The organism is Pseudomonas sp. FG36 (assembly GCF_057809275.1).
Window position 1 is genome coordinate 113,753 of record NZ_JBMDJQ010000005.1, and the last position, 25,852, is coordinate 139,604.

25 protein-coding genes are annotated in these 25,852 nt (G+C 64.4%); 8 read left to right on the forward strand and 17 right to left on the reverse strand.

What is annotated here, in order from left to right; translation table 11 throughout:
* Positions 1-11: 11 nt before the first annotated feature.
* Positions 12-2,255 carry a heavy metal translocating P-type ATPase gene (locus ACODS9_RS06510; RefSeq protein WP_489093537.1) on the reverse strand — a complete coding sequence of 748 codons (2,244 nt, stop codon included), beginning with the start codon at positions 2,253-2,255 and terminating at the stop codon, positions 12-14.
* Positions 2,256-2,366: 111 nt separating this feature from the next.
* Between ACODS9_RS06510 and cadR the strand changes: the two genes are divergently transcribed.
* Positions 2,367-2,810, forward strand: a complete 444-nt coding sequence (gene cadR, locus ACODS9_RS06515) for a cadmium resistance transcriptional regulator CadR (RefSeq protein ID WP_046853773.1) — start codon at positions 2,367-2,369, stop codon at positions 2,808-2,810.
* A gap of 38 nt (positions 2,811-2,848) precedes the next feature.
* Here the strand turns inward: cadR and ACODS9_RS06520 are convergent, their stop codons facing one another.
* From ACODS9_RS06520 to ACODS9_RS06530, 3 genes are read right to left on the reverse strand one after another with little or no spacing between them, the layout of a single operon-like run.
* Complete coding sequence (locus tag ACODS9_RS06520; RefSeq protein ID WP_046853772.1) at positions 2,849-3,820, reverse strand: thymidylate synthase; 972 nt, start codon at positions 3,818-3,820, stop codon at positions 2,849-2,851.
* A gap of 48 nt (positions 3,821-3,868) precedes the next feature.
* Entirely contained in the window at positions 3,869-4,678 is an 810-nt protein-coding gene (lgt, locus tag ACODS9_RS06525; RefSeq protein ID WP_023630701.1) for a prolipoprotein diacylglyceryl transferase, read from the reverse strand.
* 16 nt (positions 4,679-4,694) lie between these two features.
* Complete coding sequence (locus ACODS9_RS06530; RefSeq protein WP_028688501.1) at positions 4,695-5,477, reverse strand: sulfite exporter TauE/SafE family protein; 783 nt, start codon at positions 5,475-5,477, stop codon at positions 4,695-4,697.
* A gap of 131 nt (positions 5,478-5,608) precedes the next feature.
* On the opposite strand from ACODS9_RS06530, the gene ACODS9_RS06535 reads away from it, so the two are divergent.
* Positions 5,609-6,355: an NRDE family protein gene (locus ACODS9_RS06535; protein ID WP_401107202.1), complete on the forward strand. Its 747-nt coding sequence runs from the start codon at positions 5,609-5,611 to the stop codon at positions 6,353-6,355.
* An 87-nt stretch (positions 6,356-6,442) separates the two neighbouring features.
* Here the strand turns inward: ACODS9_RS06535 and ptsP are convergent, their stop codons facing one another.
* The 4 genes from ptsP to ilvA form a co-directional block, all read right to left on the reverse strand.
* A complete protein-coding gene (gene ptsP, locus ACODS9_RS06540) occupies positions 6,443-8,716 on the reverse strand; it encodes a phosphoenolpyruvate--protein phosphotransferase (protein WP_489093538.1) in 2,274 nt (757 codons plus the stop codon).
* A gap of 22 nt (positions 8,717-8,738) precedes the next feature.
* A complete protein-coding gene (locus tag ACODS9_RS06545; protein ID WP_028688498.1) occupies positions 8,739-9,218 on the reverse strand; it encodes an RNA pyrophosphohydrolase in 480 nt (159 codons plus the stop codon).
* A gap of 240 nt (positions 9,219-9,458) precedes the next feature.
* The gene (locus tag ACODS9_RS06550; RefSeq protein WP_046853768.1) at positions 9,459-9,884 is read right to left on the reverse strand and encodes a DUF2269 family protein; all 426 of its coding nucleotides are present in this window, start codon (positions 9,882-9,884) and stop codon (positions 9,459-9,461) included.
* Between the two features lie 79 nt (positions 9,885-9,963).
* Positions 9,964-11,478 (reverse strand): threonine ammonia-lyase, biosynthetic, encoded by a 1,515-nt coding sequence (ilvA, locus tag ACODS9_RS06555; RefSeq protein WP_038706999.1) that lies wholly within the window; start codon positions 11,476-11,478, stop codon positions 9,964-9,966.
* Positions 11,479-11,612: 134 nt separating this feature from the next.
* Between ilvA and rpiA the strand changes: the two genes are divergently transcribed.
* Positions 11,613-12,287: a ribose-5-phosphate isomerase RpiA gene (rpiA, locus tag ACODS9_RS06560; protein ID WP_038707000.1), complete on the forward strand. Its 675-nt coding sequence runs from the start codon at positions 11,613-11,615 to the stop codon at positions 12,285-12,287.
* Positions 12,288-12,406: 119 nt separating this feature from the next.
* Here the strand turns inward: rpiA and ACODS9_RS06565 are convergent, their stop codons facing one another.
* The 4 genes from ACODS9_RS06565 to ACODS9_RS06580 form a co-directional block, all read right to left on the reverse strand.
* Positions 12,407-13,306 (reverse strand): SdiA-regulated domain-containing protein, encoded by a 900-nt coding sequence (locus tag ACODS9_RS06565; protein WP_489093539.1) that lies wholly within the window; start codon positions 13,304-13,306, stop codon positions 12,407-12,409.
* Between the two features lie 86 nt (positions 13,307-13,392).
* Entirely contained in the window at positions 13,393-14,313 is a 921-nt protein-coding gene (locus ACODS9_RS06570) for an SdiA-regulated domain-containing protein (protein ID WP_489093540.1), read from the reverse strand.
* A gap of 105 nt (positions 14,314-14,418) precedes the next feature.
* Positions 14,419-15,084, reverse strand: coding sequence for a fumarylacetoacetate hydrolase family protein (locus tag ACODS9_RS06575; RefSeq protein ID WP_489093541.1), 666 nt, complete (start codon positions 15,082-15,084; stop codon positions 14,419-14,421).
* A gap of 25 nt (positions 15,085-15,109) precedes the next feature.
* Positions 15,110-16,507 (reverse strand): FAD-binding oxidoreductase, encoded by a 1,398-nt coding sequence (locus ACODS9_RS06580; RefSeq protein ID WP_094010971.1) that lies wholly within the window; start codon positions 16,505-16,507, stop codon positions 15,110-15,112.
* A 170-nt stretch (positions 16,508-16,677) separates the two neighbouring features.
* On the opposite strand from ACODS9_RS06580, the gene serA reads away from it, so the two are divergent.
* Entirely contained in the window at positions 16,678-17,907 is a 1,230-nt protein-coding gene (gene serA / locus ACODS9_RS06585; RefSeq protein ID WP_401107185.1) for a phosphoglycerate dehydrogenase, read from the forward strand.
* A 73-nt stretch (positions 17,908-17,980) separates the two neighbouring features.
* Here the strand turns inward: serA and ACODS9_RS06590 are convergent, their stop codons facing one another.
* Entirely contained in the window at positions 17,981-18,457 is a 477-nt protein-coding gene (locus ACODS9_RS06590; protein ID WP_046853763.1) for a DUF4399 domain-containing protein, read from the reverse strand.
* A 227-nt stretch (positions 18,458-18,684) separates the two neighbouring features.
* Between ACODS9_RS06590 and ACODS9_RS06595 the strand changes: the two genes are divergently transcribed.
* The gene (locus ACODS9_RS06595; RefSeq protein WP_489093542.1) at positions 18,685-19,167 is read left to right on the forward strand and encodes a transporter substrate-binding domain-containing protein; all 483 of its coding nucleotides are present in this window, start codon (positions 18,685-18,687) and stop codon (positions 19,165-19,167) included.
* A gap of 77 nt (positions 19,168-19,244) precedes the next feature.
* Here ACODS9_RS06595 and ACODS9_RS06600 read toward each other — a convergent pair whose 3' ends face one another.
* Together ACODS9_RS06600 and ACODS9_RS06605 are read right to left on the reverse strand one after the other, a co-directional pair.
* On the reverse strand, positions 19,245-19,742 hold the full coding sequence (locus ACODS9_RS06600; RefSeq protein ID WP_367857643.1) for a 2-thiouracil desulfurase family protein: 498 nt from the start codon (positions 19,740-19,742) through the stop codon (positions 19,245-19,247).
* A complete protein-coding gene (locus ACODS9_RS06605; protein WP_046853760.1) occupies positions 19,729-20,352 on the reverse strand; it encodes a 2OG-Fe(II) oxygenase in 624 nt (207 codons plus the stop codon). Before ACODS9_RS06605 ends, ACODS9_RS06600 begins: the two co-directional genes overlap by 14 nt.
* Positions 20,353-20,473: 121 nt before the next feature.
* On the opposite strand from ACODS9_RS06605, the gene ACODS9_RS06610 reads away from it, so the two are divergent.
* The gene (locus ACODS9_RS06610) at positions 20,474-21,226 is read left to right on the forward strand and encodes a hypothetical protein (protein WP_489093543.1); all 753 of its coding nucleotides are present in this window, start codon (positions 20,474-20,476) and stop codon (positions 21,224-21,226) included.
* A gap of 1 nt (position 21,227) precedes the next feature.
* On the opposite strand, the gene bipL is transcribed toward ACODS9_RS06610, so the two are convergent.
* Positions 21,228-22,154 (reverse strand): phospholipase BipL, encoded by a 927-nt coding sequence (gene bipL / locus ACODS9_RS06615; RefSeq protein ID WP_489093544.1) that lies wholly within the window; start codon positions 22,152-22,154, stop codon positions 21,228-21,230.
* A 125-nt stretch (positions 22,155-22,279) separates the two neighbouring features.
* On the opposite strand from bipL, the gene ACODS9_RS06620 reads away from it, so the two are divergent.
* Positions 22,280-22,837 carry a DUF6436 domain-containing protein gene (locus ACODS9_RS06620; protein WP_489093545.1) on the forward strand — a complete coding sequence of 186 codons (558 nt, stop codon included), beginning with the start codon at positions 22,280-22,282 and terminating at the stop codon, positions 22,835-22,837.
* Here ACODS9_RS06620 and ACODS9_RS06625 read toward each other — a convergent pair.
* Positions 22,816-23,382 (reverse strand): sugar O-acetyltransferase, encoded by a 567-nt coding sequence (locus ACODS9_RS06625; protein ID WP_489093546.1) that lies wholly within the window; start codon positions 23,380-23,382, stop codon positions 22,816-22,818. The two genes, ACODS9_RS06620 and ACODS9_RS06625, sit on opposite strands and share 22 nt — an antisense overlap.
* 88 nt (positions 23,383-23,470) lie before the next feature.
* On the opposite strand from ACODS9_RS06625, the gene ACODS9_RS06630 reads away from it, so the two are divergent.
* Positions 23,471-25,834 carry a penicillin acylase family protein gene (locus ACODS9_RS06630; protein ID WP_489093547.1) on the forward strand — a complete coding sequence of 788 codons (2,364 nt, stop codon included), beginning with the start codon at positions 23,471-23,473 and terminating at the stop codon, positions 25,832-25,834.
* Positions 25,835-25,852 lie beyond the last annotated feature (18 nt).

The following is a 25,852-nucleotide window of genomic DNA, read 5'->3' on the forward strand; positions in this document are numbered from 1 at the left end:
CGCCACAGGCGTTATTTGCGCAACAGGCGCAGACCGTTGAACACCACCAGCAGGCTCACGCCCATGTCGGCGAATACCGCCATCCACATGGTGGCCATGCCGGCGAAGGTGATTGCCAGGAAGATTGCCTTGATCCCCAGGGCCAGCACGATGTTCTGGGTGAGGATCGCCGCGCTTTGGCGCGACAGCCTGACGAAGGCCGGGATCTTGCGCAAGTCGTCGTCCATCAGCGCCACATCGGCGGTCTCGATGGCGGTGTCGGTGCCGGCGGCGGCCATGGCAAAGCCGATCTCGGCGCGGGCCAGGGCCGGCGCGTCGTTGATGCCATCGCCGACCATGCCGACACGGTGCCCCTGGGCGTACAGGTTCTCGATGCTGGCGAGCTTGTCCGCGGGCAGCAGGTTGCCCTCGGCGCGGTCGATCCCCACCTGGGCCGCAATGGCCTGGGCGGTGTGGGGATTGTCGCCGGTCAACATGACCGTCTTGATACCCAGCTCGTGCAGCTCGGCGATTGCCTGGCGGCTGCTGTCCTTGACCGTGTCGGCCACGGCGAACAACGCCAGCGGGCCGGAGCGGTCGAGCAGCAGTACAACGGTCTTGCCCTGGCGCTCCAGCACATCCAGCTGCGCTTCCAGCTCCGGGGAGCACAGGCCGAGCTCTTCCACCAGGCGATGGTTGCCCAAGTGGTAGGTCTGGCCCTCGATATCACCGCGCACACCGCGACCGGCCAAGGCGGCGAACTCGGTGACTTCGCTCAGAACCAGATCCTGGCCCTTGGCGAACAGAGCGATGGCACCTGACACCGGGTGATCGGAACGGGCGGCCAGGCTCGCGGCCAAGGCCTGGGCGCGCTCTTCGAACAGTGGGTCGAGCACCTTGCTGTCGGTCTGCACCGGCTTGCCGTGGGTGATGGTGCCGGTCTTGTCCAGGGCCAGGAAGTCCAGCTTGCGCCCGCCCTCCAGGTACACACCGCCCTTGATCAGGATGCCTTTGCGCGCCGCCGCAGCCAGGCCGCTGACGATGGTCACCGGGGTGGAGATCACCAGCGCGCACGGGCAGGCCACCACCAGCAGCACCAGGGCACGGTAGATCCAGTCGAACCAGGCACCGGCCATGAACAGCGGCGGGATGACCGCCACGGCGAGCGCTACCGCGAACACCACGGGGGTGTAGATGCGCGAGAACTGGTCGACGAAGCGCTGGGTCGGCGCTCGGGCGCCCTGGGCTTCTTCAACGGCCTTGATGATACGGGCCAGGGTCGATTGACCGGCGGCGGCCGTGACGCGGTATTCCATCGCGCCGGCCTGGTTGATGGTGCCGGCGAACAGCTTGTCGCCGACCGCCTTCTCGACCGGCAGGCTTTCCCCGGTGATCGGCGCCTGGTCGACACTGGACTGGCCACTGACCACCTCGCCGTCCAGGCCGATACGCTCGCCTGGGCGCACCCGCACCCGTGCGCCGATTGCCACCTCGCGCACCTCGACCTCGCGCCACTGGCCATCAGCCTGTTGCACGGTGGCCATGTCCGGGGCCAGCTGCATCAGCCCGCCGATGGCATTGCGCGCGCGGTCCAGTGAACGGGCTTCGATCAGTTCGGCAACGGTGAACAGCACCATGACCATGGCCGCTTCCGGCCACTGGCCGATCAGCACCGCGCCGGTCACGGCGATACTCATCAGCGCATTGATATTGAGGTTGCGGTTTTTCAGGGCAATCCAGCCCTTCTTGTAGGTACCGAGGCCGCAGCCGAGGATGGCCGCCAGGGCCAGCGCGGCGACCACCCACTCCGGTGCCTTGCCGGAGAAGTGCACGATTTCTGCGGCAATTGCCGCAACACCGGACAGCGCCAGCGGCCACCAACGGGTCTTGCTGGTCTGGGGTGCGCTGGCGGCGCCATCATCCTCGGCGGCCAAGGGTTCGGCCTTCATGCCCAGGCTATCGATGGCCCGCTCGATCTCGACGGTGCCCTCGAGGGTATGGTGCACACCGAGCACACGATTGATCAGGTTGAATTCCAGCTGCTCGACACCGGCCAGCTTGCCCAGCTTGTCCTGGATCAGGGTCTGCTCGGTAGGGCAGTCCATGGCCTCGATGCGGAAGCGGCTGAGCTGCGCCTGGCCGCTGGCCTTCTCGGTCAGCTGCACCAGGGCCGGAGCGGCCTTGCTGGCGCAGCAGCCGTGGGTGTGGGGCGCGTGGCCATGATCGAGGTCATGGGCGTGATCATGCTTGTGGTCGGGGCTGACAGGCTGGTTCATGGAATCATCCTTAACTGAGCGCTGGCCTCTGTAGAGATCCACAGAGTGGGTTGTTGCCAAGTGAACACCCTGTAGCCACTATAGGGTCAAGCCCTTTGCAGGAGATTTGCCATGAAGATCGGAGAACTGGCCAAGGCCACCGACTGCGCCGTGGAGACCATCCGCTACTACGAGCGCGAACAGCTGCTGCCGGAACCTGCCCGCAGCGACGGTAATTACCGGCTCTACACCCAGGCCCATGTCGAGCGCCTGACCTTCATCCGCAACTGCCGCACCCTGGACATGACCCTGGACGAGATCCGTAGCCTGTTGAACCTGCGCGACAGCCCCGACGGCTCATGCGGCAGCGTCAACGCGCTGATCGACGAGCATATCGAGCATGTGCAGGCGAGGATCGATGGGCTGGTGGCACTGCAGGCGCAGCTGGTGGAACTGCGGCAGCAGTGCAATGCGCAGGGGGCGGAGTGCGCAATCCTGCAGCAGTTGGAGACGAATGGGGCGGTGACCATGCCAGAGGTGGAGCATTCCCACGTGGGGCGCAGCCACGGGCATTAGAGACTTGGGGCCGGTTTGCGGCCCCCGACTTCCTTGAGTTAGACCGCCATCGGCGCCGTCATCGGCGCATGGTGCTCGTAGCCTTCCAGCCAGAAGTCGCTCGGCTCGATCTTCTCCAGCCACTCCGGCTCGTACTTGCCGGTCTCGGCGAACGCCGGCACGCGGTCGCTGATCACCAGCTTCGGTGCCGCCAGCGGTTCACGCTTCATCTGCTCGCCCAGCATATCCAGGTGGTTCTCGTACACATGGGCATCGCCGATGAAGTAGGTGAACCAGCGCGGGGTGTAGCCGGTCAGGCGGCCGAACAGCGACAGCAGCGCCGCGCCCTCGGTGAGGTTGAACGGCGTGCCCAGGCCCAGGTCGTTGGAGCGGATGTAGAGGGTCAGGGAAATTTCCCGGGTCTCGACATTCGGGTGGAACTGGTACAGCAGGTGGCACGGCGGCAGGGCCATCTCGTCGAGCTGAGCGCAGTTCCAGCCGTGGAACAGGATACGGCGGCTGCCCGGGTCGTTGGCGATGGTGTCCAGGCACTGGCGCACCTGGTCGATGGCCTTGTAGAGGATGACGAACGCCTGGCCGTCTTCCTCGTCCTGGGCGATACGGCGGAAGCCGGCCTTCTCGGCCATCTCGATGGCGGCCGGGTTGCTCAGCGGGATGCGCTTGTAGCCGGGCCACTGGCGCCATTGCACGCCGTAGATTTCGCCGAGGTCGTCATGCCCCTGGCGGAACGGGTTGGCCAGCCACTGGGCGTTTTCGTTGGCGTTCTGGTCCCAGACCTTGCAGCCCAGCTCGCGGAACTCGCCGGCGTTCTTGACGCCGCGCAGGAAGCCGACCATCTCGCCGATCGCCGACTTGAACGCCAGCTTGCGCGTGGTAATGGCCGGGAAGCCCTTCTGCAGGTCGAAACGCAGCATCGCGCCCGGCAGGCTGATGGTGCGGATACCGGTGCGGTTTTCCTGCAGCGTGCCGTTATCGATGACGTCACGGACCAGATCTAGATACTGTTTCATGGCTTACCTGTAACAAGAACGGCAGGGGGAGCGCCCCTGCCGTGGAAATCAGACGGTGGCCTTGGCCGACGGTTTGCGGTTGTAGGCCCACCAGATCAGGAAGATGCCGCCGAGAATCATCGGCACGCAGAGCAACTGACCCATGGTCAACCAGCCGAAGGCGATGTAGCCGAGCTGGGCGTCGGGTACGCGCACGAACTCCACGATGAAGCGGAAGATGCCATAGAACAGCGCGAACATGCCGGAAACGGCCATGGTCGGGCGCGGCTTGCGCGAGTACAGCCAAAGGATGACGAATAATGCCACACCTTCGAGGGCGAACTGGTATAGCTGCGACGGGTGACGCGGCAATTGCGCCGGGTCGCTGAACGGCGGGAAGATCATTGCCCACGGCACGTCGGTGGCCTTGCCCCACAGTTCGGCGTTGATGAAGTTGCCGATACGTCCGGCGCCAAGGCCGATCGGCACCAGCGGCGCGACGAAGTCCATCAGTTCGAAGAACGACTTGTTGTTGCGCTTGCCGAACCACAAGGCGGCGAGCATCACGCCGATGAAGCCACCGTGGAACGACATGCCGCCCTTCCACACCTCGAAGATCAGCGTCGGGTTGGCCAGGTACTGGTGCAGGTCGTAGAACAGCACGTAACCCAGGCGCCCGCCGACGATCACGCCCATCGACAGCCAGAACACCAGGTCGGAAAGCTTCTCGCGGCTCCAGGTGGGGTCGAAGCGGTTCAACCGGCGCGAGGCCAGCAGCCAGGCGCCGCCGATGCCGATCAGGTACATCAAGCCGTACCAGTGGATTTTCAGTGGACCGAGGGCCACGGCCACCGGGTCGATCTGCGGGTAAGGCAGCATTGTCTTTCCTCTAGATTCAGATAAGGAAGCTGAGTCCGACGCAGAACAACAGCGCGGCGAACAGACGCTTGAGCACGCGCGGCGACAGCTTGTGCGCCAGACGCGCGCCGTAGCGGGCGAAGAACATGCTGGTGGCGGCGATGCCGACCAGCGCCGGAAGATAGACGTAGCCCAGGCTGTGGGCCGGCAGGTGTTCCTCGTGCCACCCCAGCCACATGAAGCCCAGGGCACTGGCCAGGGCGATCGGCAGGCCGCAGGCCGACGAAGTCGCCACGGCCTGCTGCATGGGCAGGCTGCGCCAGGTGAGGAACGGTACGGTCAGTGATCCACCGCCGATCCCGAAAATGGCCGAGGCCCAGCCGATCACCCCGCCGGCGGCGGTCAATCCGGGCTTGCCGGGAATGCCGCGGCTGGCCTTGGGCTTGAGGTCCAGGGCCATCTGCGCGGCGATCACCAGGGCGAACACACCGATGATCTTCTGCAGCATCGGGCCCTGTATCAGCGAGGCGGTCTTGGCCCCGACCAGCGCGCCGAGCAGAATACCCACGGTCATCCAGGCGAAGATCGGCCATTGCACCGCGCCCTTGCGCTGGTGCTCACGCACGGCATTGATCGAGGTGAAGACGATGGTTGCCAGCGAAGTACCGACCGCCAGGTGGGTCAGCACCGATGGGTCGAAGCCCTGCAAGGTGAAGCTGAACACCAGCACCGGCACGATGATGATGCCGCCACCGACGCCGAACAGCCCGGCCAGCACGCCGGCGCAGGCGCCCAACAGCAGATAGAGAGCGAATTCCATTCGTGGCCCCAGTGGAAAACAATCCGGCATGGTAACGGAAGCCACGCCCGGCGCTCTAGTGAACTCTGTGTCAGATGATGGATAGCGGCCGGCGGCGCGGGTAGAGTGGCCGAAAACACAGGGGACAACCTATGTGCCTGATCGTATTCGCCTGGCGGCCGGGGACAGCCCGGCCACTGATCGTCGCGGCCAACCGCGATGAGTTCTATGCGCGGCCGACCCAGGCCCTGGGCAATTGGGAGGACGCGCCTGGGGTGCACGCCGGGCGTGACCTGGAAGCCGGTGGCACCTGGCTGGGTGTCGGGCCGAACGGACGCTTTGCGGCGCTGACCAATATCCGTGATCCACGCCAGCCGTTGGGGCCACGGTCCCGCGGTGAACTGGTGGCGGCCTATCTGCAGGGCGAACTGGGGGTCGAGGCCTATCTGGACCAGGTGGCCAGCCGCAGTGACCAGTACTCGGGGTTCAACCTGCTGGTCGGCGATGGCGAGCGATTGGGCTACCTGCATGCCCGCGAGCCGGCACCACGCCTGCTTGAACCGGGGGTGTACGGGCTGTCGAATGCCGGACTGGATACGCCGTGGCCGAAGCTGCTGAAGGCTCGCAGCGGGCTTGAGGGACTGCTCGAGGATGCCGACCTACAGCAGCTACTGACACTGCTGGGCGATGCACAGCCCGCGCCGGACGGCGAACTGCCCGAGACCGGCGTGGGGCTGGCCACCGAGCGACTGCTGTCGAGCGTGTTCATCGCCAGCCAGAACTATGGGACGCGGGCGAGCACAGTGCTGATTGTCGATGACCAAGGCCGACGGCGCATGATCGAACGCAGTTTCGGGCCGTTTGGTGGGCATCTGGGCGAGGTTAGCCTGGAGATCTGATTAGACCTCATCGCGGGGCAAGCCCGCTCCCACGGGCTCGCACCAACAGTTTTGCTTCGGAGCCCGCGATGAGGTCGGTACAGGCAATCAGAGGGTCTTGTTCGGCCCGATCATCCGCGCCAGCCCGAGATTCTTCAGCGCCAGCTGCAACGAGCTGTGGATAACCTGCGGATTGTCATGGCTCATGGCATCGGCCAGCAGCTCCCTGGCCTTGCTCAGGTTGATCTGGCGCAGCATCCACTTCACCTTCGGCAAGTTGGTGGCGTTCATCGACAGGCTGTCGAAGCCCATGGCCATCAGCAGGATCGCCGCAGCCGGGTCACCGGCCATCTCACCGCAGATACTGACCGGTTTGCCTTCCTCGTGGGCCACGCTGACCACGGTCTGCAGGGCCTGCAACACCGCCGGGTGCAGATAGTCGTAAAGATCGGCGACCCGTGGATTGTTGCGGTCCACGGCCAGCAGGTACTGGGTGAGGTCGTTGGAGCCGACCGAAAGGAAATCGACCTGGCGCGCCAGTTCGCGGGTCTGATACACCGCGGCCGGGATCTCCACCATCACCCCCACCGGCGGCATCGGCACATCGGTGCCTTCGTCGCGCACCTCGCCCCAGGCACGGTGAATCAGGTGCTGGGCTTCTTCGAGCTCATGGATGCCGGAAATCATCGGCAGCAGGATGCGCAGGTTGTTCAGGCCCTCGCTGGCCTTGAGCATGGCGCGGGTCTGCACCAGGAAGATTTCCGGATGGTCGAGGGTAACGCGGATACCGCGCCAGCCGAGGAACGGGTTCTCTTCCTTGATCGGGAAATACGACAGCGACTTGTCGCCGCCGATGTCGAGGCTGCGCATGGTCACCGGCAGCGGATGGAACGCCTGCAACTGCTCGCGGTAGATCGCCAGCTGTTCCTTTTCGCTGGGGAAGCGCTGGTTGATCATGAACGGCACTTCAGTGCGGTACAGGCCCACGCCCTCGGCGCCGCGCTGCTGGGCGCGGGCCACATCGGCGAGCAGACCGGTGTTGACCCACAGCGGCATGCGGTGGCCGTCCGGGGTGATGCACGGCAGCTCGCGCAGGGCATCGAGCCCCTTGGCCAGCTGGCGCTCTTCCTCGACCACGTCGCTGTACTGCTTGCGCAGCACTTCGCCGGGGTTGGTGAAGACCTCGCCCTTGTAGCCGTCGACGATCATCTCGATGCCGTCGGCCTTCGAATAAGGCAGGTCAACCACCCCCATGACCGTGGGGATACCCATGGCCCGGGCCAGGATCGCCACGTGGGAGTTACCCGAGCCGAGTACCGAGACCAGGCCCACCAGCTTGCCCTCCGGCACCTCGCCGAGCATGGCGGGGGTCAGTTCTTCACTGACCAGAATGGTGTTTTCCTGGTAGACCAGCGACTGCGAACGGGCCTCCTGCAGGTACGCCAGCAGGCGCCGACCCAGGTCCTTGACGTCCGAAGCCCGCTCGCGCAGGTAGTCGTCATCCATCAGTTCGAAGCGATTGACGTGTTCGCCGACCACCTGGCGCAAGGCGCCCTGGGCCCATTGGCCAGTCTTGATGACTTCGACCACCTCGCCACCGAGGGCGGCGTCCTCGAGCATCATCAGGTACACGTCGAACAGCGCACGCTCTTCGGGGCGCAACTGGGTGGCAAGCTTGGCCGACAGCTTGCGCATGTCCTCGCGCACGCCCTCGAGGGCGTTGTTGAACAGCTTGAGTTCGTTGTCGATGTCCTCGACGGTGCGGTCAGGCACAACCTCCAGGTCGGCGGGCGGCAACATCACCACCGATCGACCGACTGCGGCGCCCGGCGAACCCGGCACCCCGACGAAGCGGGCTTCCTGGATGCCCTTGCCCTGACGGCCCAGGCCACGGATCGAACCCGTCGCCTCGGCGTGGGCGATAACCCCGGCGAGCTGCGCGCTCATGGTGACCAGGAAGGCCTCTTCGCCTTCGTCGAACTGGCGGCGTTCCTTCTGCTGGATGACCAGCACGCCGACCACGCGACGATGGTGGATGATCGGTGCACCGAGGAAGGAGGCGAATTTCTCTTCGCCGGTTTCGGCGAAGTAGCGGTAACGGGGGTGATCGGCGGCGTTCTCGAGGTTCAGTGGCTCCTCGCGGGTACCGACCAGGCCGACCAGGCCTTCATTAGGGGCCATGCTGACCTTGCCGATGGAGCGCTTGTTCAAGCCCTCGGTGGCCATCAGCACGAAGCGGTTGGTGTCCGGGTCGAGCAGGTAGACAGAGCAGACCTGGCTGCCCATCGCCTCCTTGACGCGCAAGACAATGATACCCAACGCCGTCTTGAGATCTTTGGCGGAGTTCACTTCCTGGACGATCTTGCGCAGCGTATTGAGCATGGCTCGGGGTCGGACTCCGTCGTCAGTCGCGCGTCAGCAGGCGCGGGGCTAGCTCTTTCAGGGCGCGGCGGTATACCTCGCGCTTGAATGTCACCACCTGGCCCAGCGGATACCAGTAGCTGACCCAGCGCCAGCCATCGAATTCCGGCTTGCCGGTCAGGTCCATGCGCACCCGTTGCTCATTGCTCACCAGGCGCAGCAGGAACCACTTCTGTTTCTGGCCTATGCACAGCGGCTGGCTGTGGGTGCGCACCAGGCGCTGGGGTAAACGATAACGCAACCAGCCACGGGTGCAGGCAAGTATTTCCACATCCTGGCGTTCCAGGCCTACTTCTTCGTTCAGCTCGCGGTACAGGGCATCTTCCGGCGTTTCATCAGGGTTGATGCCACCCTGGGGAAACTGCCAGGCATCCTGGTTGATCCGCCGAGCCCATAGCACCTGCCCGGCATCATTCGTGAGAATGATCCCGACATTGGGGCGAAAACCATCCGGGTCGATCACGGCAGCAACCTCGCAAACGCATGTCGCCGCATTGTTCCACAAAGCCTGAGCGCGCAGCAACGCGCCCGCCAAGCTTATCTGCGGCGAGGTGAAGACTGCGTATTGAGCGAGCGTCGCCACACCGGGCGTGGCACTGGTATACCTGGTTTGCATGAAGGCAAGGTGACGCGACTGCGTCAGCCTCTCGCGGGAGCAGCCCGCTCCCGGAGTTTGCCAATGGGAGCGAGCTGACGAGTGTCATCAGACCGGCTTGGCGCCCATCAGGCCAGCGATGGACAGGAAGCACACACCGCTGAACACCGCCAGCGCCAGGGTAAACTTCAAGCCTACGGCTTCGGCCTTGCGCAGCCGGTTCAGGCGCGCCACCAGCCACCACACGGCGAACGCTCCAAGGGTATAGATGACGCTGGAGGCCAGCACCCAGGTCTGCCCCAGCGGCCAGCCGACCAGATGCACCAGCCACCAGCCGGTGAACGGCATGCTCAGCAGGCACAGCCCCATCAGCAGCCAGACGAACACCAGCGGGCGGCGCAACAACTTGCCGTAGGCCTCGGCGTCGCCCTTGCGCCGGGCATGCCAGGTCCAGACCGCCAGGCCCAGGGCGCCAAGCAGCAACAGGGCCGTGGCGAGGATGTGCAGGGTCTTGAGGGTGGTCAGGTGTTCCATGTGAAAATCATCCTTCAGCAGGCTTTTTCGCTTTCGGCCTCATCGCGGGGCAGGCCCGCTCCCGCGAGGTGAAGCGTGTTCAGCCCAAGAATAGCCGGTAAGCCGGGTTCTCGGTCTCGTCCCAGTATGGATAGCCGATCTTGGCCAGGGCCGCCGGCACCAGGTGGCGCTCCTCTTCAGGCACCTGCAGGCCCGCGACCACGCGCCCGTCGGCGGCGCCGTGGTTGCGGTAGTGGAACATCGAGATGTTCCAACGCCCGCCCAGCTTGTTGAGGAAGTTGAACAGGGCACCGGGCCGCTCCGGGAACTCGAAACGCAGCACCATCTCATCGCTGGCCCCGGCCGAGTGGCCACCCACCATGTGTCGGATATGCAGCTTGGCCAGTTCGTTGTCGGTCAGGTCGGTGACTGGGAAACCTTGCTCCGTCAGTTGCTGTACCAATGCCGCACGCGGGTCGGTTTCCGGGTGAGTCTGCACGCCGACGAAGATGTGCGCCTCGTCCGAGGTGTGCTTGCGGTAGTTGAATTCGGTGATCTGGCGCTTGCCGATGGCCTCGCAGAAGGCCTTGAAGCTGCCTGGGCGCTCGGGGATGGTCACGGCGATGATCGCCTCGCGCTTCTCGCCCAGCTCGGCGCGCTCGGCCACATGCCGCAGGCGGTCGAAGTTGACGTTGGCGCCCGAGTCGATGGCCACCAGGGTCTGCCCGGCCACACCCTTGAGCTCGACGTATTTCTTGATCCCGGCAACACCGAGAGCACCAGCAGGTTCGGTGATCGAGCGGGTATCGTCGTAGATATCCTTGATTGCGGCGCAGATCTCGTCGGTGCTGACGGTGATCACTTCATCCACATGATGACGGCAGATATCGAAGGTGTGCTGGCCGATCTGCGCCACCGCCACGCCGTCAGCGAACAGCCCGACCTGTGGCAGCACCACGCGCTCACCGGCGGCCATGGCGGCCTGCAGGCAATTGGAATCGTCCGGTTCGACGCCGATGACCTTGATCTCCGGGCGCAGGTATTTCACGTAGGCGGCGATACCGGCGATCAGACCGCCGCCGCCGACCGGCACGAAGATCGCGTCCAGCTGGCCCGGGTGCTGACGCAGGATCTCCATGGCCACCGTGCCTTGCCCGGCAATGGTGTGGGGGTCGTCGTAGGGGTGGATGTAGACGAAACCTTTCTCCTCCACCAGCTTCAGAGAGTAGGCCAGCGCCTCGGGGAAGCTGTCGCCATGCAACAACACCTTGCCACCACGCGAGCGCACGCCTTCGATCTTGATCTCCGGGGTGGTCTTGGGCATGACGATGGTCGCCTTGATACCCAGCTCCCGCGCCGCCAGTGCCAGGCCCTGGGCATGGTTGCCGGCCGAGGCGGTGACCACGCCACGGGCCAGCTCCTCGGCGCTCAGTTGCGCCAGCTTGTTGTAGGCCCCGCGGATCTTGAACGAGAACACCGGCTGCAGGTCCTCGCGCTTGAGCAGCACCGTGTTGCCCAGGCGCTTGCTCAGTTGCCCGGCAGTGTGCAGCGGGGTTTCGACAGCAACGTCGTAGACGCGCGAGGTGAGGATCTTCTTGACGTACTGTTCGAGCATCGGAAAGCATCACTGGGCCGCGGGACAAGGGCTGGGAGTCTACCGCAGCGCCACGTCGGGCGACCACAGCAAAGCCGCCGGAGCCGTTATACTAGGCAACTTTCGATATCCGCCCTGCCCCTCCCGGAGCCCGCATGACCCAGGACCAACTCAAACAGGCCGTCGCCCAGGCCGCCGTCGACCTCATCCTGCCGAAGCTGGATGAAAAAAGCGTCGTCGGCGTCGGCACAGGCTCGACCGCCAACTTCTTCATCGACGCCCTGGCCCAGCACAAGACCGCCTTCGACGGCGCCGTCGCCAGCTCCGAGGCCACCGCCCAGCGCCTGAAGGGCCATGGCATCCCGGTGTACGAGCTGAACAGCGTCAGCGAGCTGGAGTTCTACGTGGACGGCGCCGACGAGAGCGATGCCCACCTCAACCTGATCAAGGGCGGCGGCGCGGCCCTGACCCGCGAGAAGATCGTCGCCGCAGTGGCCAAGACCTTCATCTGCATCGCCGACGCCAGCAAGCTGGTGCCGGTGCTGGGTGCCTTCCCGCTGCCGGTCGAGGTCATCCCGATGGCCCGCAGCCACGTGGCGCGCCAGCTGGTCAAGCTGGGCGGCGACCCGGTCTACCGCGAAGGCGTGGTGACCGACAACGGCAACGTCATCCTCGACGTGCACAACCTGCAGATCACCAACCCGGTGGAACTGGAAAGCCAGATCAACGCCATCGTCGGCGTGGTTACCAATGGCCTGTTCGCGGCACGGCCGGCGGATGTGCTGTTGCTGGGAACCGCCGAGGGCGTGAAGAGCCTGAAGGCCGAGTAACCGCCAGCGAGGGCTTCTCCCTCGAATCGCTGGCAAGCCAGCTCCCACAGGGTCCGCGCTACCTTGTGGGAGCTGGCTTGCCAGCGAACACCGGCGAAGCCAGTGCCATCCTCACCCCATCAAGGCTGCTTGAACACATAGAACAGGTTCGGCTCACTGACCAGGTAGATGGTCCCGGCGTCGTCCATCGCAATCCCCTCAGCTTGTGGCACGGTCTGCTTCAACCCCTGGAACCCCTTGCGCAATGACAAGGTACTCAGCGGCCGCCCCTTCACATCAAGCTCCAGCACCAGCCGCGACTCGTCGGACAGCGCCAGCAGGTGCCCGCTGCGTTCGTCGAACTGCAGGCTCGACAAATCCCTCACGAACAACCGCCGGTCACGCTTGCGATCCTGTACCACATGCACGGCGTAGGGTTTGTCAGGGTTGTCGTGGGGAAAGCCGTGCACCTCGTAGATCATCATCGGGTCACGCTCCTTGGCCACGAACAGGCGCTTGCCTGCCGAGTCGTAGGCCAGACCCTCGAACCCCTTGTTGCCGTTCAGGCCGATGCCCAGGGACAACTGCTCGGCATCGTTGGCGTCGAGGAACAGGGTGTCATCATCCAGGCGCACACGGATCAGCCGCTGCTGGCGCTCATCGGTGATCACGTAGCTGTTGGGCCCGACATACTCCACCGCCTCGGGGTCGCCGAAGCCGGTCAGCGGGACACGGCGCAGGATACGACCGTCCAGCGACAGCTCGATCAGCTCCGGTTCGGCATTGGTGACGGTGAACAGGCTTTTGCGGTCAGGATCGTAGGTCAATGCCGAGATGTCGTCGTCCAGCCCCTCGATGGGCCTGGCCTCGAGCACAACCTGGTAACGATCCAGGCCGATGCTTTGCGCGGCTGGCTGCCACCATGTCTTGAAGTTGAACCAGGCCCGCTCGAACAAGCGGAACTCATGCCCGGCAGCCCCCAGCACGAGCAGGCAGACAAGCACGAAAAAGGCGAAGATCAGGCGAACGTGGCGGCGCATGCGGGCAGACTCGGCAATGGGAGCGCGTAGCTAAGCACTATCAACTGAAGCAAAGCTTAATGTCATTGTCGGAAATGGCTGATCACTCAGTGCTTTCTGAAGCGATAGAACAGATTTGGCTCGCTGACCAGGTACAAGTTGCCTTGGTCGTCCATTGCCACTCCCTCGGCCCGTGGGATGGTGTCAGCCAAACCATTGAAGCCACCCAGCAGGGTCATGAAGCTGACCTGCTCACCCTTCTCGTCAAGCTCGAGCAGCATGTTGGAGTCTGCCGACAATGCCAGCAGATGCCCTGTGCGCGGGTCGACACCCAGCGCGGACAAGTTGCGCAGATCCAGTTCGTCGCTGGCCAGCGGCTGCTTCTCGCCCTTGAGCGGGCTACGGCCATCAGTGCCCCAAGTGAACATTTTGGGCGGCCGCTCGGCGCCGATGACCAGGCGCTGGCGCATCAGGTCCCAGGCAATGGCTTCGAAGCCCTTGTTGCCCTCATCCGCTTCACCCAGGTCATGGGACTGGTAGTCGGCACGGTTCAGCGAGGTGGTGGCGGCATCCACCTTGACCAGTGTCAGGTCATGGTTGCGCTCGTCGACGATAGCGATCTGGCCATCCTCGAGCACCGCCACGCCTTCCGGATTGGACCAACCCACCAGGGGGATCTTGCGCAGCACATCGCCATCGAGGGTGAGCTCGACCAGGAGCGGGTGCTTGCCCATGACTGCGAACAACGTCCGGGTGTGCGGGTTGAACGCCAGGTCCGACGCCTCGTCACGCTCCATACCGGGCAACGGCTTGGCGTCGATGTCGACCACATAGTTGGGCAGCCAGATGCTTTCCTGGCGTTCAGCCTGGCTTTCGAAACCTTCCTTTATCCACAGCAGGCCGCGGTCATCCCAGTGCATGGCCGAGATGACGCTATATCCGATAACCGCTGCTGCTGCCAGGCCGAACGGCCAGCGCCGGTAGAAGGGGCGCTTGGGGGACACGGAGGCGCGGGAGGGAGAGGGCATGCAAGGGTCCTGAGGGTAGGCGTAGGTTCGCGCATTATCCGCAAAGGGTGTGAAAAAACGGTAAACGTCTCTGCACTTTTTGTAGGAAAGGCGCGAACCTTTGGGTCAGAGCACCCGGCTCTCGAACCGGCTGACACCTGGAAGCTCCAGCACCAGCTCATCACCAACCTCGAATGGCCCCACGCCCGCCGGGGTGCCGGTGAGGATCACATCACCCGCCTGCAACGAGAAGCACGCGGCCATATGCTGGATCATCGGCACGATCGGGTTGAGCATCATCGCGCTGTTGCCGTCCTGGCGTACATCACCGTTGATGGTCAGGCGTATACCGATGTCCTTCACATCCTCGAAGGCGCCTGCCGAGACAAAAGGCGGCAGCACGCAAGCACCATCGAAGCTTTTGCACAGCTCCCACGGCAGCCCCTTTTCCTTCAGCTTGCTCTGCAGGTCGCGCAGGGTGAGGTCCAAAGCCGGGGCATAGCCGGAAATGGCGTCGAGCACCTCTTCCTCGGTCGGCTTGGTCGACAACGGCTTGCCCAGCAACACCGCGATTTCCGCCTCGTAGTGCACCGAGCCACGCTCGGTCGGAATCTTGAAACCACCTTCCAGGGGCACCACGCAACTGCCGGGCTTGATGAACAGCAGCGGCTCGCTGGGGATGGGGTTGTCCAGTTCCTTGGCATGCTCGGCGTAGTTGCGGCCGATGCACACCACCTTGCCCAGCGGGAAGTGGATGCGCGTGCCGTCTACGTACTGGTGCTGGTAACTCATGGCCGACTCCTGTGAACACTGCTTTTTATTCGGGAGCGAAGATCTTACCCGGATTCATGATGCCGTTCGGGTCGAACACCGCCTTGATCGCCTTCATGCAGGCGATTTCTTCCGGTGAGCGGCTGTAGCCCAGGTAATCGCGCTTGGTCATGCCCACGCCGTGTTCGGCGGAGATCGAGCCGTTGTACCGCTCGACGATCTCGAACACCCACTTGTTGACCTTGGCGCAGGAGGCGAAGAAGTCGTCCTTGCTCATATGGTCGGGCTTGAGGATGTTCAGGTGCAGGTTGCCGTCGCCGATATGGCCGTACCAGACCACCTCGTAGTCGGGATAATGCTCACCGACGATGGCGTCGATGTCGCGCAGGAACGCCGGTACTTTCGAGACAGTGACAGAGATGTCGTTCTTGTACGGCGTCCAGTGGGAGATGGTCTCGGACAGGTACTCGCGCAGCTTCCACAGGTTCTTCAGCTGAGTGTCACTCTGGCTCATCACTCCGTCCAGCACCCAGCCCTGCTCGACGCAGTGCTCGAAGGTGGCCAGGGCTTCGTTGGCCACCTCGTCGGTGCTGGCTTCGAACTCCAGCAGGGCATAGAACGGGCAGTCGGTTTCGAATGGCGCTGGCACATCGCCCCGGGCGAGGATCTTGGCCAGGCCCTTGTCGGAAAAGAACTCGAAGGCGGTGAGGTCGAGCTTGCCCTGGAAGGCGTGCAGCACTGGCATGATCGCGTCGAAGTCAGGCGTGCCCAGCACCATCGCCGTGAGGTTGCGCGGCGCACGGTCCAGGCGCATGGTCGCCTCCACCACGAACCCCAGGGTGCCTTCGGCGCCGATGAACAGTTGGCGCAGGTCGTAGCCGGTGGCGTTCTTGATCAGGTCCTTGTTCAGCTCGAGCAGCTCGCCCTTGCCGGTGACCACCTTCAGCCCGGCCACCCAGTTGCGGGTCATGCCGTAGCGAATCACCTTGATCCCGCCAGCATTGGTGCCGATATTGCCGCCGACCTGGCTGGAGCCGGAGGAGGCGAAGTCCACCGGATAGTACAGCCCCTGATCCTCGGCGAACTGCTGAAGCTGCCGGGTTACCACGCCCGGCTGGCACACGACGGTTCTATCGAACTCATTGAAGGCAAGGATCTGGTTCATGTAGTCGAAGGCGACCACCACCTCGCCATGGGCGGCCACGGCAGCGCCCGACAACCCTGTACGCCCGCCCGATGGCACCAAGGCGACCTTGTGCCGGTTGGCCCAGCGCACGATGGCCTGGACTTGCTCGATGGTTTTGGGGAAGACGATCGCGCTTGGCGCTGGCGGGTAGTGCTTGGTCCAGTCCTTGCCGTAGGCGTCGAGCGAGGCTGGGTCGGTGAGGACCTTGCCAGGGTCGACCAAGGTCATCAGTTCATCAATTACCACGGACTGGGTCATCGCTGGAACTCTCGACTTATTCATAGTCACCCTGAGCACGCTTCACCTGTCGGGATGGGCTCAGATTGTGTCGCGTATGCTAGCATAGCCCTCCCGCTGTTCGTGCTAAGGCCGACGCCGCGCCGCTTCACCCCCCTCGCCATTTTTCTCCGGGATACAGGTTTACGCAGATGAGCAAGACTTCTCTCGACAAGAGCAAGATCAGGTTCCTTCTTCTTGAAGGCGTCCACCAGAATGCGGTGGATATCCTCAAGGCTGCCGGGTACAGCAACATCGAGTACCTCACTGGCTCGCTGCCGGATGCAGAGCTGAAGGAAAAGATCGCCGATGCCCACTTCATCGGCATCCGCTCGCGCACCCAGCTGACCGAAGAGGTCTTCGACTGTGCGAAGAAACTGGTCGCGGTCGGCTGTTTCTGCATCGGCACCAACCAGGTTGACCTGAGCGCGGCCCGCAACCGCGGCATCGCGGTGTTCAACGCGCCGTACTCCAACACCCGTTCGGTGGCCGAACTGGTGCTGGCCGAAGCCATCCTGTTGCTGCGCGGCATCCCCGAGAAGAACGCCTCCTGCCACCGCGGTGGCTGGATCAAGAGCGCGGCCAACTCCTTCGAGATCCGCGGCAAGAAACTGGGCATCGTCGGCTACGGCTCGATCGGTACCCAGCTGTCGGTGCTGGCCGAGGGCCTGGGCATGCAGGTCTACTTCTACGACCCGCTGACCAAGCTGCCGCTGGGCAACGCCACCCAGGTCACCAGCCTGAACGAGCTGCTGGGCCTGGCCGACATCGTCTCGCTGCACGTGCCCGAGCTGCCGTCCACCCAGTGGATGATCGGCGAGAAGGAAATCCGCGCGATGAAGAAGGGCTCGATCCTGATCAACGCCGCCCGTGGCACCGTGGTCGAGCTGGACCACCTGGCCGCCGCGATCAAGGACAAGCACCTGATCGGCGCCGCCATCGACGTGTTCCCGGTCGAGCCACGCTCCAACGACGAAGAGTTCGAAAGCCCGCTGCGTGGCCTGGACAACGTGATCCTGACTCCGCACATCGGTGGTTCCACCGCCGAAGCCCAGGCCAACATCGGCCTGGAAGTGGCCGAGAAGCTGGTCAAGTACAGCGACAACGGTACCTCGGTGTCGTCGGTCAACTTCCCGGAAGTGGCCTTGCCGGCGCACCCGGGCAAGCACCGCCTGCTGCACATCCACGAAAACATCCCGGGCGTGCTCAGCGAGATCAACAAAGTGTTCGCCGAGAACGGTATCAACATCTCCGGTCAGTTCCTGCAGACCGACGAGAAAGTGGGTTACGTGGTCATCGACGTCGATGCCGAGTACTCCGACCTGGCCCAGGAAAAACTGCAGCACGTGAAGGGCACTATTCGCTCGCGCGTACTGTTCTAAGTTTGCCGGCTGCATGAGAAAGGGAGGCCCTGGTGGCCTCCCTTTTTCGTTGCGCGCGCCTACAGAGCAAGCGTCATTTGACGTTGACGGTGATCTTCTGCGACTCGACGCTCGGTTTGAACGGCACGTGGTACTTGTCGCCCAGCACCAGCTGCAGGGTGTGCTTGCCCGGTGTCAGGGTGATGGTCGCCTCGGTCTGCGCCTTGCCGAAGTGCAGCACTTGCGGGCCGGCCGGCAGCGGTGCGTTATTCTCCGGCATCAGGCTGGTGGGCAGCGGCTGGTCGGCCAGAGGAGCCTTGTCCACATCCACCAGCAGGTGGTGATGCCCGGTGTGCGGGGTCTGGTCACCCGCAGGCTTGAGGCCCATGCCCTCGATACCGAACTTGACGGTGAAGGTCTTGTCGACCGTGGCCCCGTCGGCGGGGGAAACGATGAAGACCTTGGCGCCCTCCGGTGGCTGCTGGCTCTTCAGCGCATCCGCGGCACTGGCGAACACCGACGCCCCCATCAGCAGACCGGCAACGGCAGCACGCGAAAATAGGCTTTTCATTCACTTCTCCTGTGATTCACTTCAATTGACCGCTATCACTTAAACGAAGCACAGCGGTACTTCACCATAGTCCAACCAACCAGGCAGAGGTTCAAAAACAGGGGCAGAAATATTTCAGACCGGCGTAAACATTAATGCGGCTACACGGTCATAGGCTGCGTTCGACCGCGGCAGAAAAGAAAGCCTCGGCGAATGACATTCACCTGCCGAACAAGAAAGGGGCACTCATGCGTTTGACCATTGGCATTCTGTTGGCGGTATTGTTCAGCCCACTGGCCCAGGCCGAACTGATCGACGAAATCAACGACCGTGGCGAACTGCGCATTGCCGTGCTGAGCGATTCACCACCTTATGCGTTCAAGGAAGACGAACACCTGACCGGTTTCGAGATCGAGTTGGGCCAGGCCCTGGCCAAGGAGCTGGATGTGCGGGCCGAGTTCGTCGAGGCTGAGGCCGAAGAGGTGCTGCCCGGGGTGGAGAGCGGCAAGTTCGACATGGCCTTCAACAAGCAAGACGTCGAACCGAGCGACCAACTCGACACCATTCGGACCCTGGCCAGCCAGAAACTGGTGATTCCGTACCTGAAGGACAATCCAGCCTTCGAGACGGCTGTGAACAATGCCCTGCAACGGATCAAGGACGATGGCCGCCTGGCTGACCTGGAAAGCAAATGGCTCAAGGGCACCAAGCAGGCAAGCGCCGGACAGTAACACCGCATCGCGGGGCAAGCCTGCTCCCACGCAATGCCGTCATGATCAGCATCGCGTGGGAGCGGGCTTGCCCGCGATCAGATCTGGCTCAACGCTCGCTGCGCGTCTTCCAGCTCCAGCTCGCTGAACACGAGCACCCCTTCGCGCCGCAACAAGGCCGTGGTCACACCCTCACCCGCCACCTTCACACCGCTGAAACTGCCGTCGTAGGTCTGCAGATTGCCACACGAGGGGCTGCCTGACTTGAGCACCGCCACACGGATGCCATGCCGGCGCACCAGTTCCAGCGCCAGGCGGGCCCCGGCGAGAAAGGCGTCGCTGACATCGTCGCCGGTCACCGTCAGCACCTGTGCCTGCCCATCCAGCACCGCCCCGCCCTGCCCACCGGGTATCTCCGCAGGCGGTCGTGGTGTCGGCAAGCCACCGGCAACCTCCGGACACAGTGGCACCACCCTGCCTTCGGCCTGCCAACGCTGCAATACATCGGGATGGCCACTGGCACGCCCGTCGTAGCGCACCGGCTGGCCCAGCAGGCAGGCGCTGACCAGTACCTTCGGCAGCTCAGAACGGCTCATTGCCACGGCGCCGGAACCAACCGGTCAACGACAGGCGTTCACGCCCTGCCGGCAGTACCTCGTGCGGGACCTCACCCGACAGAAACACCACCAGGCTGCCAGCCAATGGCGCCACGTCGTGCTCGACATCGCCCTTCAGGAACATGCGCAATTGTCCACCGTCCTGCGGCTGCCAGCCCTCGTTGAGGTACAGCACGGCCGACACCATGCGCCGGTCATCGTCGCGGAAGCGGTCGAGATGGCGCTTGTAGAAGGCGCCCGGTGGATACAGGGCAAAGTGGCACTCGAAGTCCTCGAGCCCCAGGAACAACCCTTGGTTGATGGCCTGGCGCAGGCTGTCCATCGCCCCCAGGTAGCGGTCGCAGACCTCCGATTCACCGGGGTCGATCCACTGGATCTGGTCGCCACGGATCGCCTCGCGGATCTCCTGCGCGGCGCCACGCCCTATGCCGGCGGGGTTCAATTCACCCTCGGCATAGCGACGACGGCATTCGGCCGCCAGCGCGCGCGACAGTTCGTCGGGCAGGAAAAGAGATTGCTGCGACCAGCCACGGGTGGCCAGGTCATCGACGATGGTCGACAGCAGCGGATGTTCGGAAGGAATGTGCATGGCGCATCATAGCCATTCGGCCATCGCTCGCACAGCGCCACTTGGTCAGGAAGCGCCGCTGGCGACTCGACAAAGCCCCGCCACGCCAAGGACAATAGCGGCCTGCCGACAGGAGTCCTGAATGCGCCGTCTGTTTTCCCTGCTTCTGCTGATGATCTGCACCATGCCTGTCTGGGCAGACACCCTCGATCAGCTGTACAAGGTCGCTGGCTGGCCCGACCAGCGCGCCCATTTCAACGATGCCGTGAGCGCCGCCCAACAGCGCTACCGCAACAGCTTGCCGCCTGCTGTTTACCAGGCGCTGGTCAACAACAGCAACCAACGGTTCCAGGCCCAGGCCATGGACCAACGGGCCCAGGCGCAACTGCGCGCCAACCTGCCCAACCCCTCGCCGGCCCTGGCTTTCTTCCAGTCGCCGCTGGGACGCAAGGTCGTGGCCGCCGAATTGCTTGCCACACGCAAGGATCAGTTGGCCAAGCATGCCAAGGGCCTGCCGAAGATCCAGGCCAGCGACAACCGCGTGCTGATCGTCGGCCACCTGGCCCAGGCCCTGCCCGCCCGCGAGGCCGGCGCCGAGGTCAGCCTGGCGATCGCCGGCGTGGCGGCCGACAGCCTGAGCTCGATGCTGCCCGGCCTGTTCGGCGGCGGCCAGGCCCAGAACCTGCTCGATGGCCAGCGCCAGCGTTTGATGAACCAGGTGGGCGAGGACCTGAACAACACGTTGTTGTACGTCTATCGCGACCTGTCGGACGCCGAGCTTGAGCAGTTCGCCACCTTCGCCGAATCGACGGACGGCCAGGCCTACTACAAGGCCGCGGTGGCCGCGATTCGCGCCGCCCTGGCCGTGGGCCAGAACACCGCCAACCTGAAGTGAGTCAGCCCAGGCGCTGGCCGATGAACTCGAAGTAGCGCTGGCGGATGCCGGGCAGCTCGTTGGCAAGGTGATGCCGCGCCTCGGGCAGCATGAGGATCTGCGGCTCGGCGAACTTGGCCTTGAGCACCTTGAGGTTGTACGGCCAGTCCACTGTGCCGTCCGCTTCGCCCTGCACGATCAGCGGCCGCCGCGTACTCCGGGGCGCGGCTTCGATGCGCCGGACCCACTCCATCAGCGCACCGACCCAGGCGGTCGGCAGACGCCGTGGTTGTAACGGGTCGGCCTCTAGAAAAGACAGAAAAGCCGGGTCGTTGGTGTTCTCGCTGAAGCGCCGCTCGATGCCGTTGACGAAGTGGCGCAGCACCCGGTAGCTCAGCTTCGACCAGCCCCAGGCCCGCGGGCGCACCAGGGGGGCCAACAGGATTGTCTCACCGTCGACAGGGCTGCTTTCGCCTTGGTGCAACAGATGGTCGACCACGATAGCCCCACCGGTGCTTTGGCCGCAGAGATGCCAGGGTCTTGGCAGGTCGAGCAGCCGGGCCTGTTCGAACAGCGCCTCGAGCACCTGCTGGTAGATGCCGAAATCATCGATGCTGGCCCGCTCGCCACTGGACAGGCCATGCCCTGGCAGGTCGCAGCCGATCACGACGTAGCCGCGCCCCAGGGCCCATTCGATCACGTGGCGGTACAGGCCCATGTGATCGTAGTAGCCATGCAGCAGGAACAACGTCGCCTGTGGCCGCTCGGGCAGCCAGACCTGGCCGACCAGGTCGAAACCCGCCACTTGGAAGCCGCCCAGCCAACTGTGCGCGGACAGGCCCAGGCCGTAGAAACCCTGGTAGGCATGGCCCTGGGTAGACAGCAGGTGGCGATCGACAAGGGGCGACAGGCTGGCGCGCAGCAGGTCGGGGTGGAAACTGGCGGGCATCGGTACATCCAGAGTGAAGCAAGTATTGATCTGCGATATTCAGCTCTGGGCCGCGTCATGGCAAGCTTGGCCCTCCTCCGACGAACAATGCGAGCCCGCTCCCACGAGCATCGCGCAAGGCCCCTATGGCGAAGCGACTTCTGATATTCCTTGCCCTGCTGCTCTGCGCTGCCACCGCCTGGTGGGCCTACGACAGCTTCCAGTCCCGCTACCTGCGTCCGTTCGACAACCAGGCCACCTTCTTCGACGGCAGCCAACTGCGCCTCCCAACCGAGCTGGCCGGCCCGGGCCCGATCCGCGTGGTGCATTTCTGGGACCCGGCCTGCCCATGCAATGTCGGCAACCAGCAACACCTGGGCGAACTGGTCGAGCACTTCGCACCGCTCGGGGTCAGCTTCCATGTCGTGCAAAAGCCTGGCAGCCACGGCCAACTGCCGGCCAACCTGGGAACACTGAAGCCCCTGGCCAGCCTGCCCGGCAGCGAGCACCTGCCCGCCAGCCCCGCCGTGGCGATCTGGGACCACGACGGCAACCTCGCCTACTTCGGCCCCTACAGCGAAGGCGCGGTATGCAACTCGAGCAACAGCTTCATCGAGCCAATCCTCAAGGCGCTGGCACAAGGGCGTCGGGTGCAGGCCTCGAATACCCTGGCGGTCGGCTGCTATTGCCCTTGGATCGATTGACGCACCCGCGCCGGATTACCCACCACCACCGCTCCCGCCGGCACATCCCGGGTCACCACGCTGCCGGCGCCGACCACGGCGTTATCACCGATGGTCACCCCCGGCAGGATGATCGCCCCGCCGCCGATCCAGACGTTGTCGCCAATGATCACCGGGCGCCCGCTTTCCAGGCCACTACGGCGCAGCGCCGGGTCCAGCGGGTGGTCGGCGGTGTAGATCTGCACCGCCGGCGCGATCTGGCAGTCGGCGCCGATGCGCACCGGCAGCACGTCGAGGATCACGCAGTTGAAGTTCATGAAGGTGTTGGCACCCACGCTGATGTTGTAGCCGTAGTCGCAGTGGAACGGCGGCCGGATCACCACGCCTTCGCCCACGCTGGCGAAATGCGTCTTCAACAAATCATGGCGCGCCTCGTTGGGTTGCTCGACGCTGCCATTGTAGCGATGCATCCACTGCCGGTTGGCCGCCTGCTCGGCTTGCAGCTCGGGGCAGCCGGCATGGTAGAGCTGGCCTGCCAGCATTTTCTGTTTTTCGCTGAGGGGCATGGAAACTCCTTTCGGGGGGCTATGCTCAGTTCGCGAATCCGCCGATGATCGGACCACATTCTTTCGCTCGAGTGCACAAGGAGTCTCGATGAAGCGCAGCCTGACCTTGCTGGCGGTGGTGATCGCCGTGGCCGCCGCGGGCGGCGGTTACTGGTACGTGCAGGGCAAGCAGCCCCAGCGTGATGGCGAAGCGGCCATCAACGGCTTGCAGGCGCCGGTCAGCGTGCGCTTCGATGCCCGTGGCGTGCCGCACCTGCAGGCGCAGAACGAGCAGGACCTGTACCGCGCCCTGGGCTACGTGCAAGCCCAGGACCGTCTGTTCCAGATGGAGATCATGCGCCGTCTGGCTCGCGGCGAGCTGGCCGAGGTGCTGGGCGAGAAGTTGCTGCCCACCGATACCCTGTTCCGCAGCCTGCGCATTCGCGACCAGGCAGCCTTGATGGTGCAACGCCAGGACCGCCAGTCACCGGCCTGGCAGGCGCTGCAGGCCTACCTGGACGGCATCAACCAGTGGCAGGCCAGCCACCCCAAGCCGATGGAGTTCGACCTGCTCGGCATCACGCCGCGCCCCTTTACCGCCGAGGACACCCTGAGCATTGCCGGCTACCTCGCCTACAGTTTCGCCGCCGCGTTCCGCACCGACCCGGCGCTGACCTACATTCGCGATCAGCTCGGCCCCGAGTACCTGAAGATCTTCGATCTCGACTGGCAGCCCGACGGCGCCGTGGCCACGCCGCTGGCCGCCGCCGACTGGCGCAGCCTGGAGCAGTTGGCGCGGCTCAGCCACGAGGCCCTGGGCGATGCCGGCATTCCGCAGTTCGAGGGCAGCAACGCCTGGGCCGTGACCGGCAGCCATACCCGCAGCGGCCGGCCACTGCTGGCGGGTGACCCGCACATCAGCTTCGCGGTGCCGGCGATCTGGTACGAAGCCGAGTTGTCGGCGCCAGGCTTCAACCTGTATGGCTACTTCCAGGCGCTCAACCCGTTCGCCCTGCTCGGCCACAACCGCGACTTCGGTTGGAGCCTGACCATGTTCCAGAACGACGACGTCGACCTGATTGCGGAGCGGACCAATCCGCAGAACCCCGAGCAGGTGATGGTCGATGGCCGCTGGCAGACGCTGGAAAAGACCGAGCAGAAAATCGCGGTCAAGGATGCGCAGCCGGCCAGCATCACCTTGCGCCGCTCGCCCCACGGCCCGATCGTCAACAGCGTGCTCGGCGACACCGCCGGCCCGACGCCCATCGCCATGTGGTGGGCCTTCCTGGAAACCGAGAACCCGATACTCGAGGGCTTCTACCAGATCAACCGCGCCGACACCCTGGACAAGATGCGCGAGGCGGCAAGCAAGATCCAGGCGCCAGGGTTGAACCTGGTATGGGCCAATGCCCGTGGCGACATCGGCTGGTGGGCGGCGGCGCGCCTGCCGATCCGCCCGGATGGCGTCAACCCGGCGTTCATCCTCGACGGCGGCAGCGGCCAGGCCGCCAAGCCGGGGTTCTACCCGTTCATTGCCAATCCACAGCAGGAGAACCCTGCCAGCGGCTACATCGTCTCGGCCAATTACCAGCCACCGGGCGCACTGCCCGTGCCCGGCTACTACAACTTGGCCGACCGAGGACGCCAGCTTGATCGCCTGTTACGCGACCCGGACATCAAGTGGGACACCCAGAACAGCCAGGCCTTGCAGCTGGACACCAGCACCGACTATGGCCCGCGTACCCTGGCACCGCTGCTCGGCACCTTGCGCAACGTCGCCCAGGGCGACGAAGAGAAGGAACTGGTCGAGCAACTGGCGGCCTGGCGCGGCGACTACCCGCTGGACTCCACCAGCGCCACGCTGTTCAACCAGTTCCTTTACGAGCTGGCGTTCGCCGCCCTGCACGACGAACTGGGCGACACCTGGTTCCCGGTGCTGATAAGTACCCGTGCCATCGACGCAGCGCTGCCTCGCCTGGCTGGCGACCCTCAATCGCCGTGGTGGAACCTGCGCGGTAGCAACGAACACACCGATCGCAACGCCATCGTGCGCCTGGCCTGGCAGCGCAGCCTCAAGCACCTGCGCGAGACCTTCGGCAAGGATCCGGCCAGCTGGCAGTGGGGCAAGGCCCATACCCTCACCCATAACCATCCGCTGGGCGTGAAGAAGCCGCTGAACCTGTTGTTCAATGTCGGGCCCTACGCCGCGCCCGGGACCCATGAGGTGCCGAACAACCTGTCGGCGAAGATCGGCCCGGCGCCCTGGCCGGTCACCTACGGGCCATCCACCCGCCGCCTGATCGACTTCGCCGACGCCGGCGCCGCGCTGACCATCAACCCGGTCGGGCAGAGTGGCGTGCCATTCGACCGGCACTATGGCGACCAGGCCGAGGACTACATCGAGGGGCGCTATCACAAGGCGCGGATGGGGGTGATTCCGGCGCAAAGCACGCTGCGGCTGGTGCCCAGATAGAAACCGGGGCCGCACAGC

What these genes read in the sequence shown, in the direction of transcription:
- ACODS9_RS06510 (WP_489093537.1), bottom strand. Translation starts at nt 2,255, where the DNA reads ATGAACCAGCCTGTCAGCCCCGACCACAAGCATGATCACGCCCATGAC.
- cadR (WP_046853773.1), top strand. Translation starts at nt 2,367, where the DNA reads ATGAAGATCGGAGAACTGGCCAAGGCCACCGACTGCGCCGTGGAGACC.
- ACODS9_RS06520 (WP_046853772.1), bottom strand. Translation starts at nt 3,820, where the DNA reads ATGAAACAGTATCTAGATCTGGTCCGTGACGTCATCGATAACGGCACG.
- lgt (WP_023630701.1), bottom strand. Translation starts at nt 4,678, where the DNA reads ATGCTGCCTTACCCGCAGATCGACCCGGTGGCCGTGGCCCTCGGTCCA.
- ACODS9_RS06530 (WP_028688501.1), bottom strand. Translation starts at nt 5,477, where the DNA reads ATGGAATTCGCTCTCTATCTGCTGTTGGGCGCCTGCGCCGGCGTGCTG.
- ACODS9_RS06535 (WP_401107202.1), top strand. Translation starts at nt 5,609, where the DNA reads ATGTGCCTGATCGTATTCGCCTGGCGGCCGGGGACAGCCCGGCCACTG.
- ptsP (WP_489093538.1), bottom strand. Translation starts at nt 8,716, where the DNA reads ATGCTCAATACGCTGCGCAAGATCGTCCAGGAAGTGAACTCCGCCAAA.
- ACODS9_RS06550 (WP_046853768.1), bottom strand. Translation starts at nt 9,884, where the DNA reads ATGGAACACCTGACCACCCTCAAGACCCTGCACATCCTCGCCACGGCC.
- ilvA (WP_038706999.1), bottom strand. Translation starts at nt 11,478, where the DNA reads ATGCTCGAACAGTACGTCAAGAAGATCCTCACCTCGCGCGTCTACGAC.
- rpiA (WP_038707000.1), top strand. Translation starts at nt 11,613, where the DNA reads ATGACCCAGGACCAACTCAAACAGGCCGTCGCCCAGGCCGCCGTCGAC.
- ACODS9_RS06565 (WP_489093539.1), bottom strand. Translation starts at nt 13,306, where the DNA reads ATGCGCCGCCACGTTCGCCTGATCTTCGCCTTTTTCGTGCTTGTCTGC.
- ACODS9_RS06570 (WP_489093540.1), bottom strand. Translation starts at nt 14,313, where the DNA reads ATGCCCTCTCCCTCCCGCGCCTCCGTGTCCCCCAAGCGCCCCTTCTAC.
- ACODS9_RS06575 (WP_489093541.1), bottom strand. Translation starts at nt 15,084, where the DNA reads ATGAGTTACCAGCACCAGTACGTAGACGGCACGCGCATCCACTTCCCG.
- ACODS9_RS06580 (WP_094010971.1), bottom strand. Translation starts at nt 16,507, where the DNA reads ATGACCCAGTCCGTGGTAATTGATGAACTGATGACCTTGGTCGACCCT.
- serA (WP_401107185.1), top strand. Translation starts at nt 16,678, where the DNA reads ATGAGCAAGACTTCTCTCGACAAGAGCAAGATCAGGTTCCTTCTTCTT.
- ACODS9_RS06590 (WP_046853763.1), bottom strand. Translation starts at nt 18,457, where the DNA reads ATGAAAAGCCTATTTTCGCGTGCTGCCGTTGCCGGTCTGCTGATGGGG.
- ACODS9_RS06595 (WP_489093542.1), top strand. Translation starts at nt 18,685, where the DNA reads ATGCGTTTGACCATTGGCATTCTGTTGGCGGTATTGTTCAGCCCACTG.
- ACODS9_RS06600 (WP_367857643.1), bottom strand. Translation starts at nt 19,742, where the DNA reads ATGAGCCGTTCTGAGCTGCCGAAGGTACTGGTCAGCGCCTGCCTGCTG.
- ACODS9_RS06605 (WP_046853760.1), bottom strand. Translation starts at nt 20,352, where the DNA reads ATGCACATTCCTTCCGAACATCCGCTGCTGTCGACCATCGTCGATGAC.
- ACODS9_RS06610 (WP_489093543.1), top strand. Translation starts at nt 20,474, where the DNA reads ATGCGCCGTCTGTTTTCCCTGCTTCTGCTGATGATCTGCACCATGCCT.
- bipL (WP_489093544.1), bottom strand. Translation starts at nt 22,154, where the DNA reads ATGCCCGCCAGTTTCCACCCCGACCTGCTGCGCGCCAGCCTGTCGCCC.
- ACODS9_RS06620 (WP_489093545.1), top strand. Translation starts at nt 22,280, where the DNA reads ATGGCGAAGCGACTTCTGATATTCCTTGCCCTGCTGCTCTGCGCTGCC.
- ACODS9_RS06625 (WP_489093546.1), bottom strand. Translation starts at nt 23,382, where the DNA reads ATGCCCCTCAGCGAAAAACAGAAAATGCTGGCAGGCCAGCTCTACCAT.
- ACODS9_RS06630 (WP_489093547.1), top strand. Translation starts at nt 23,471, where the DNA reads ATGAAGCGCAGCCTGACCTTGCTGGCGGTGGTGATCGCCGTGGCCGCC.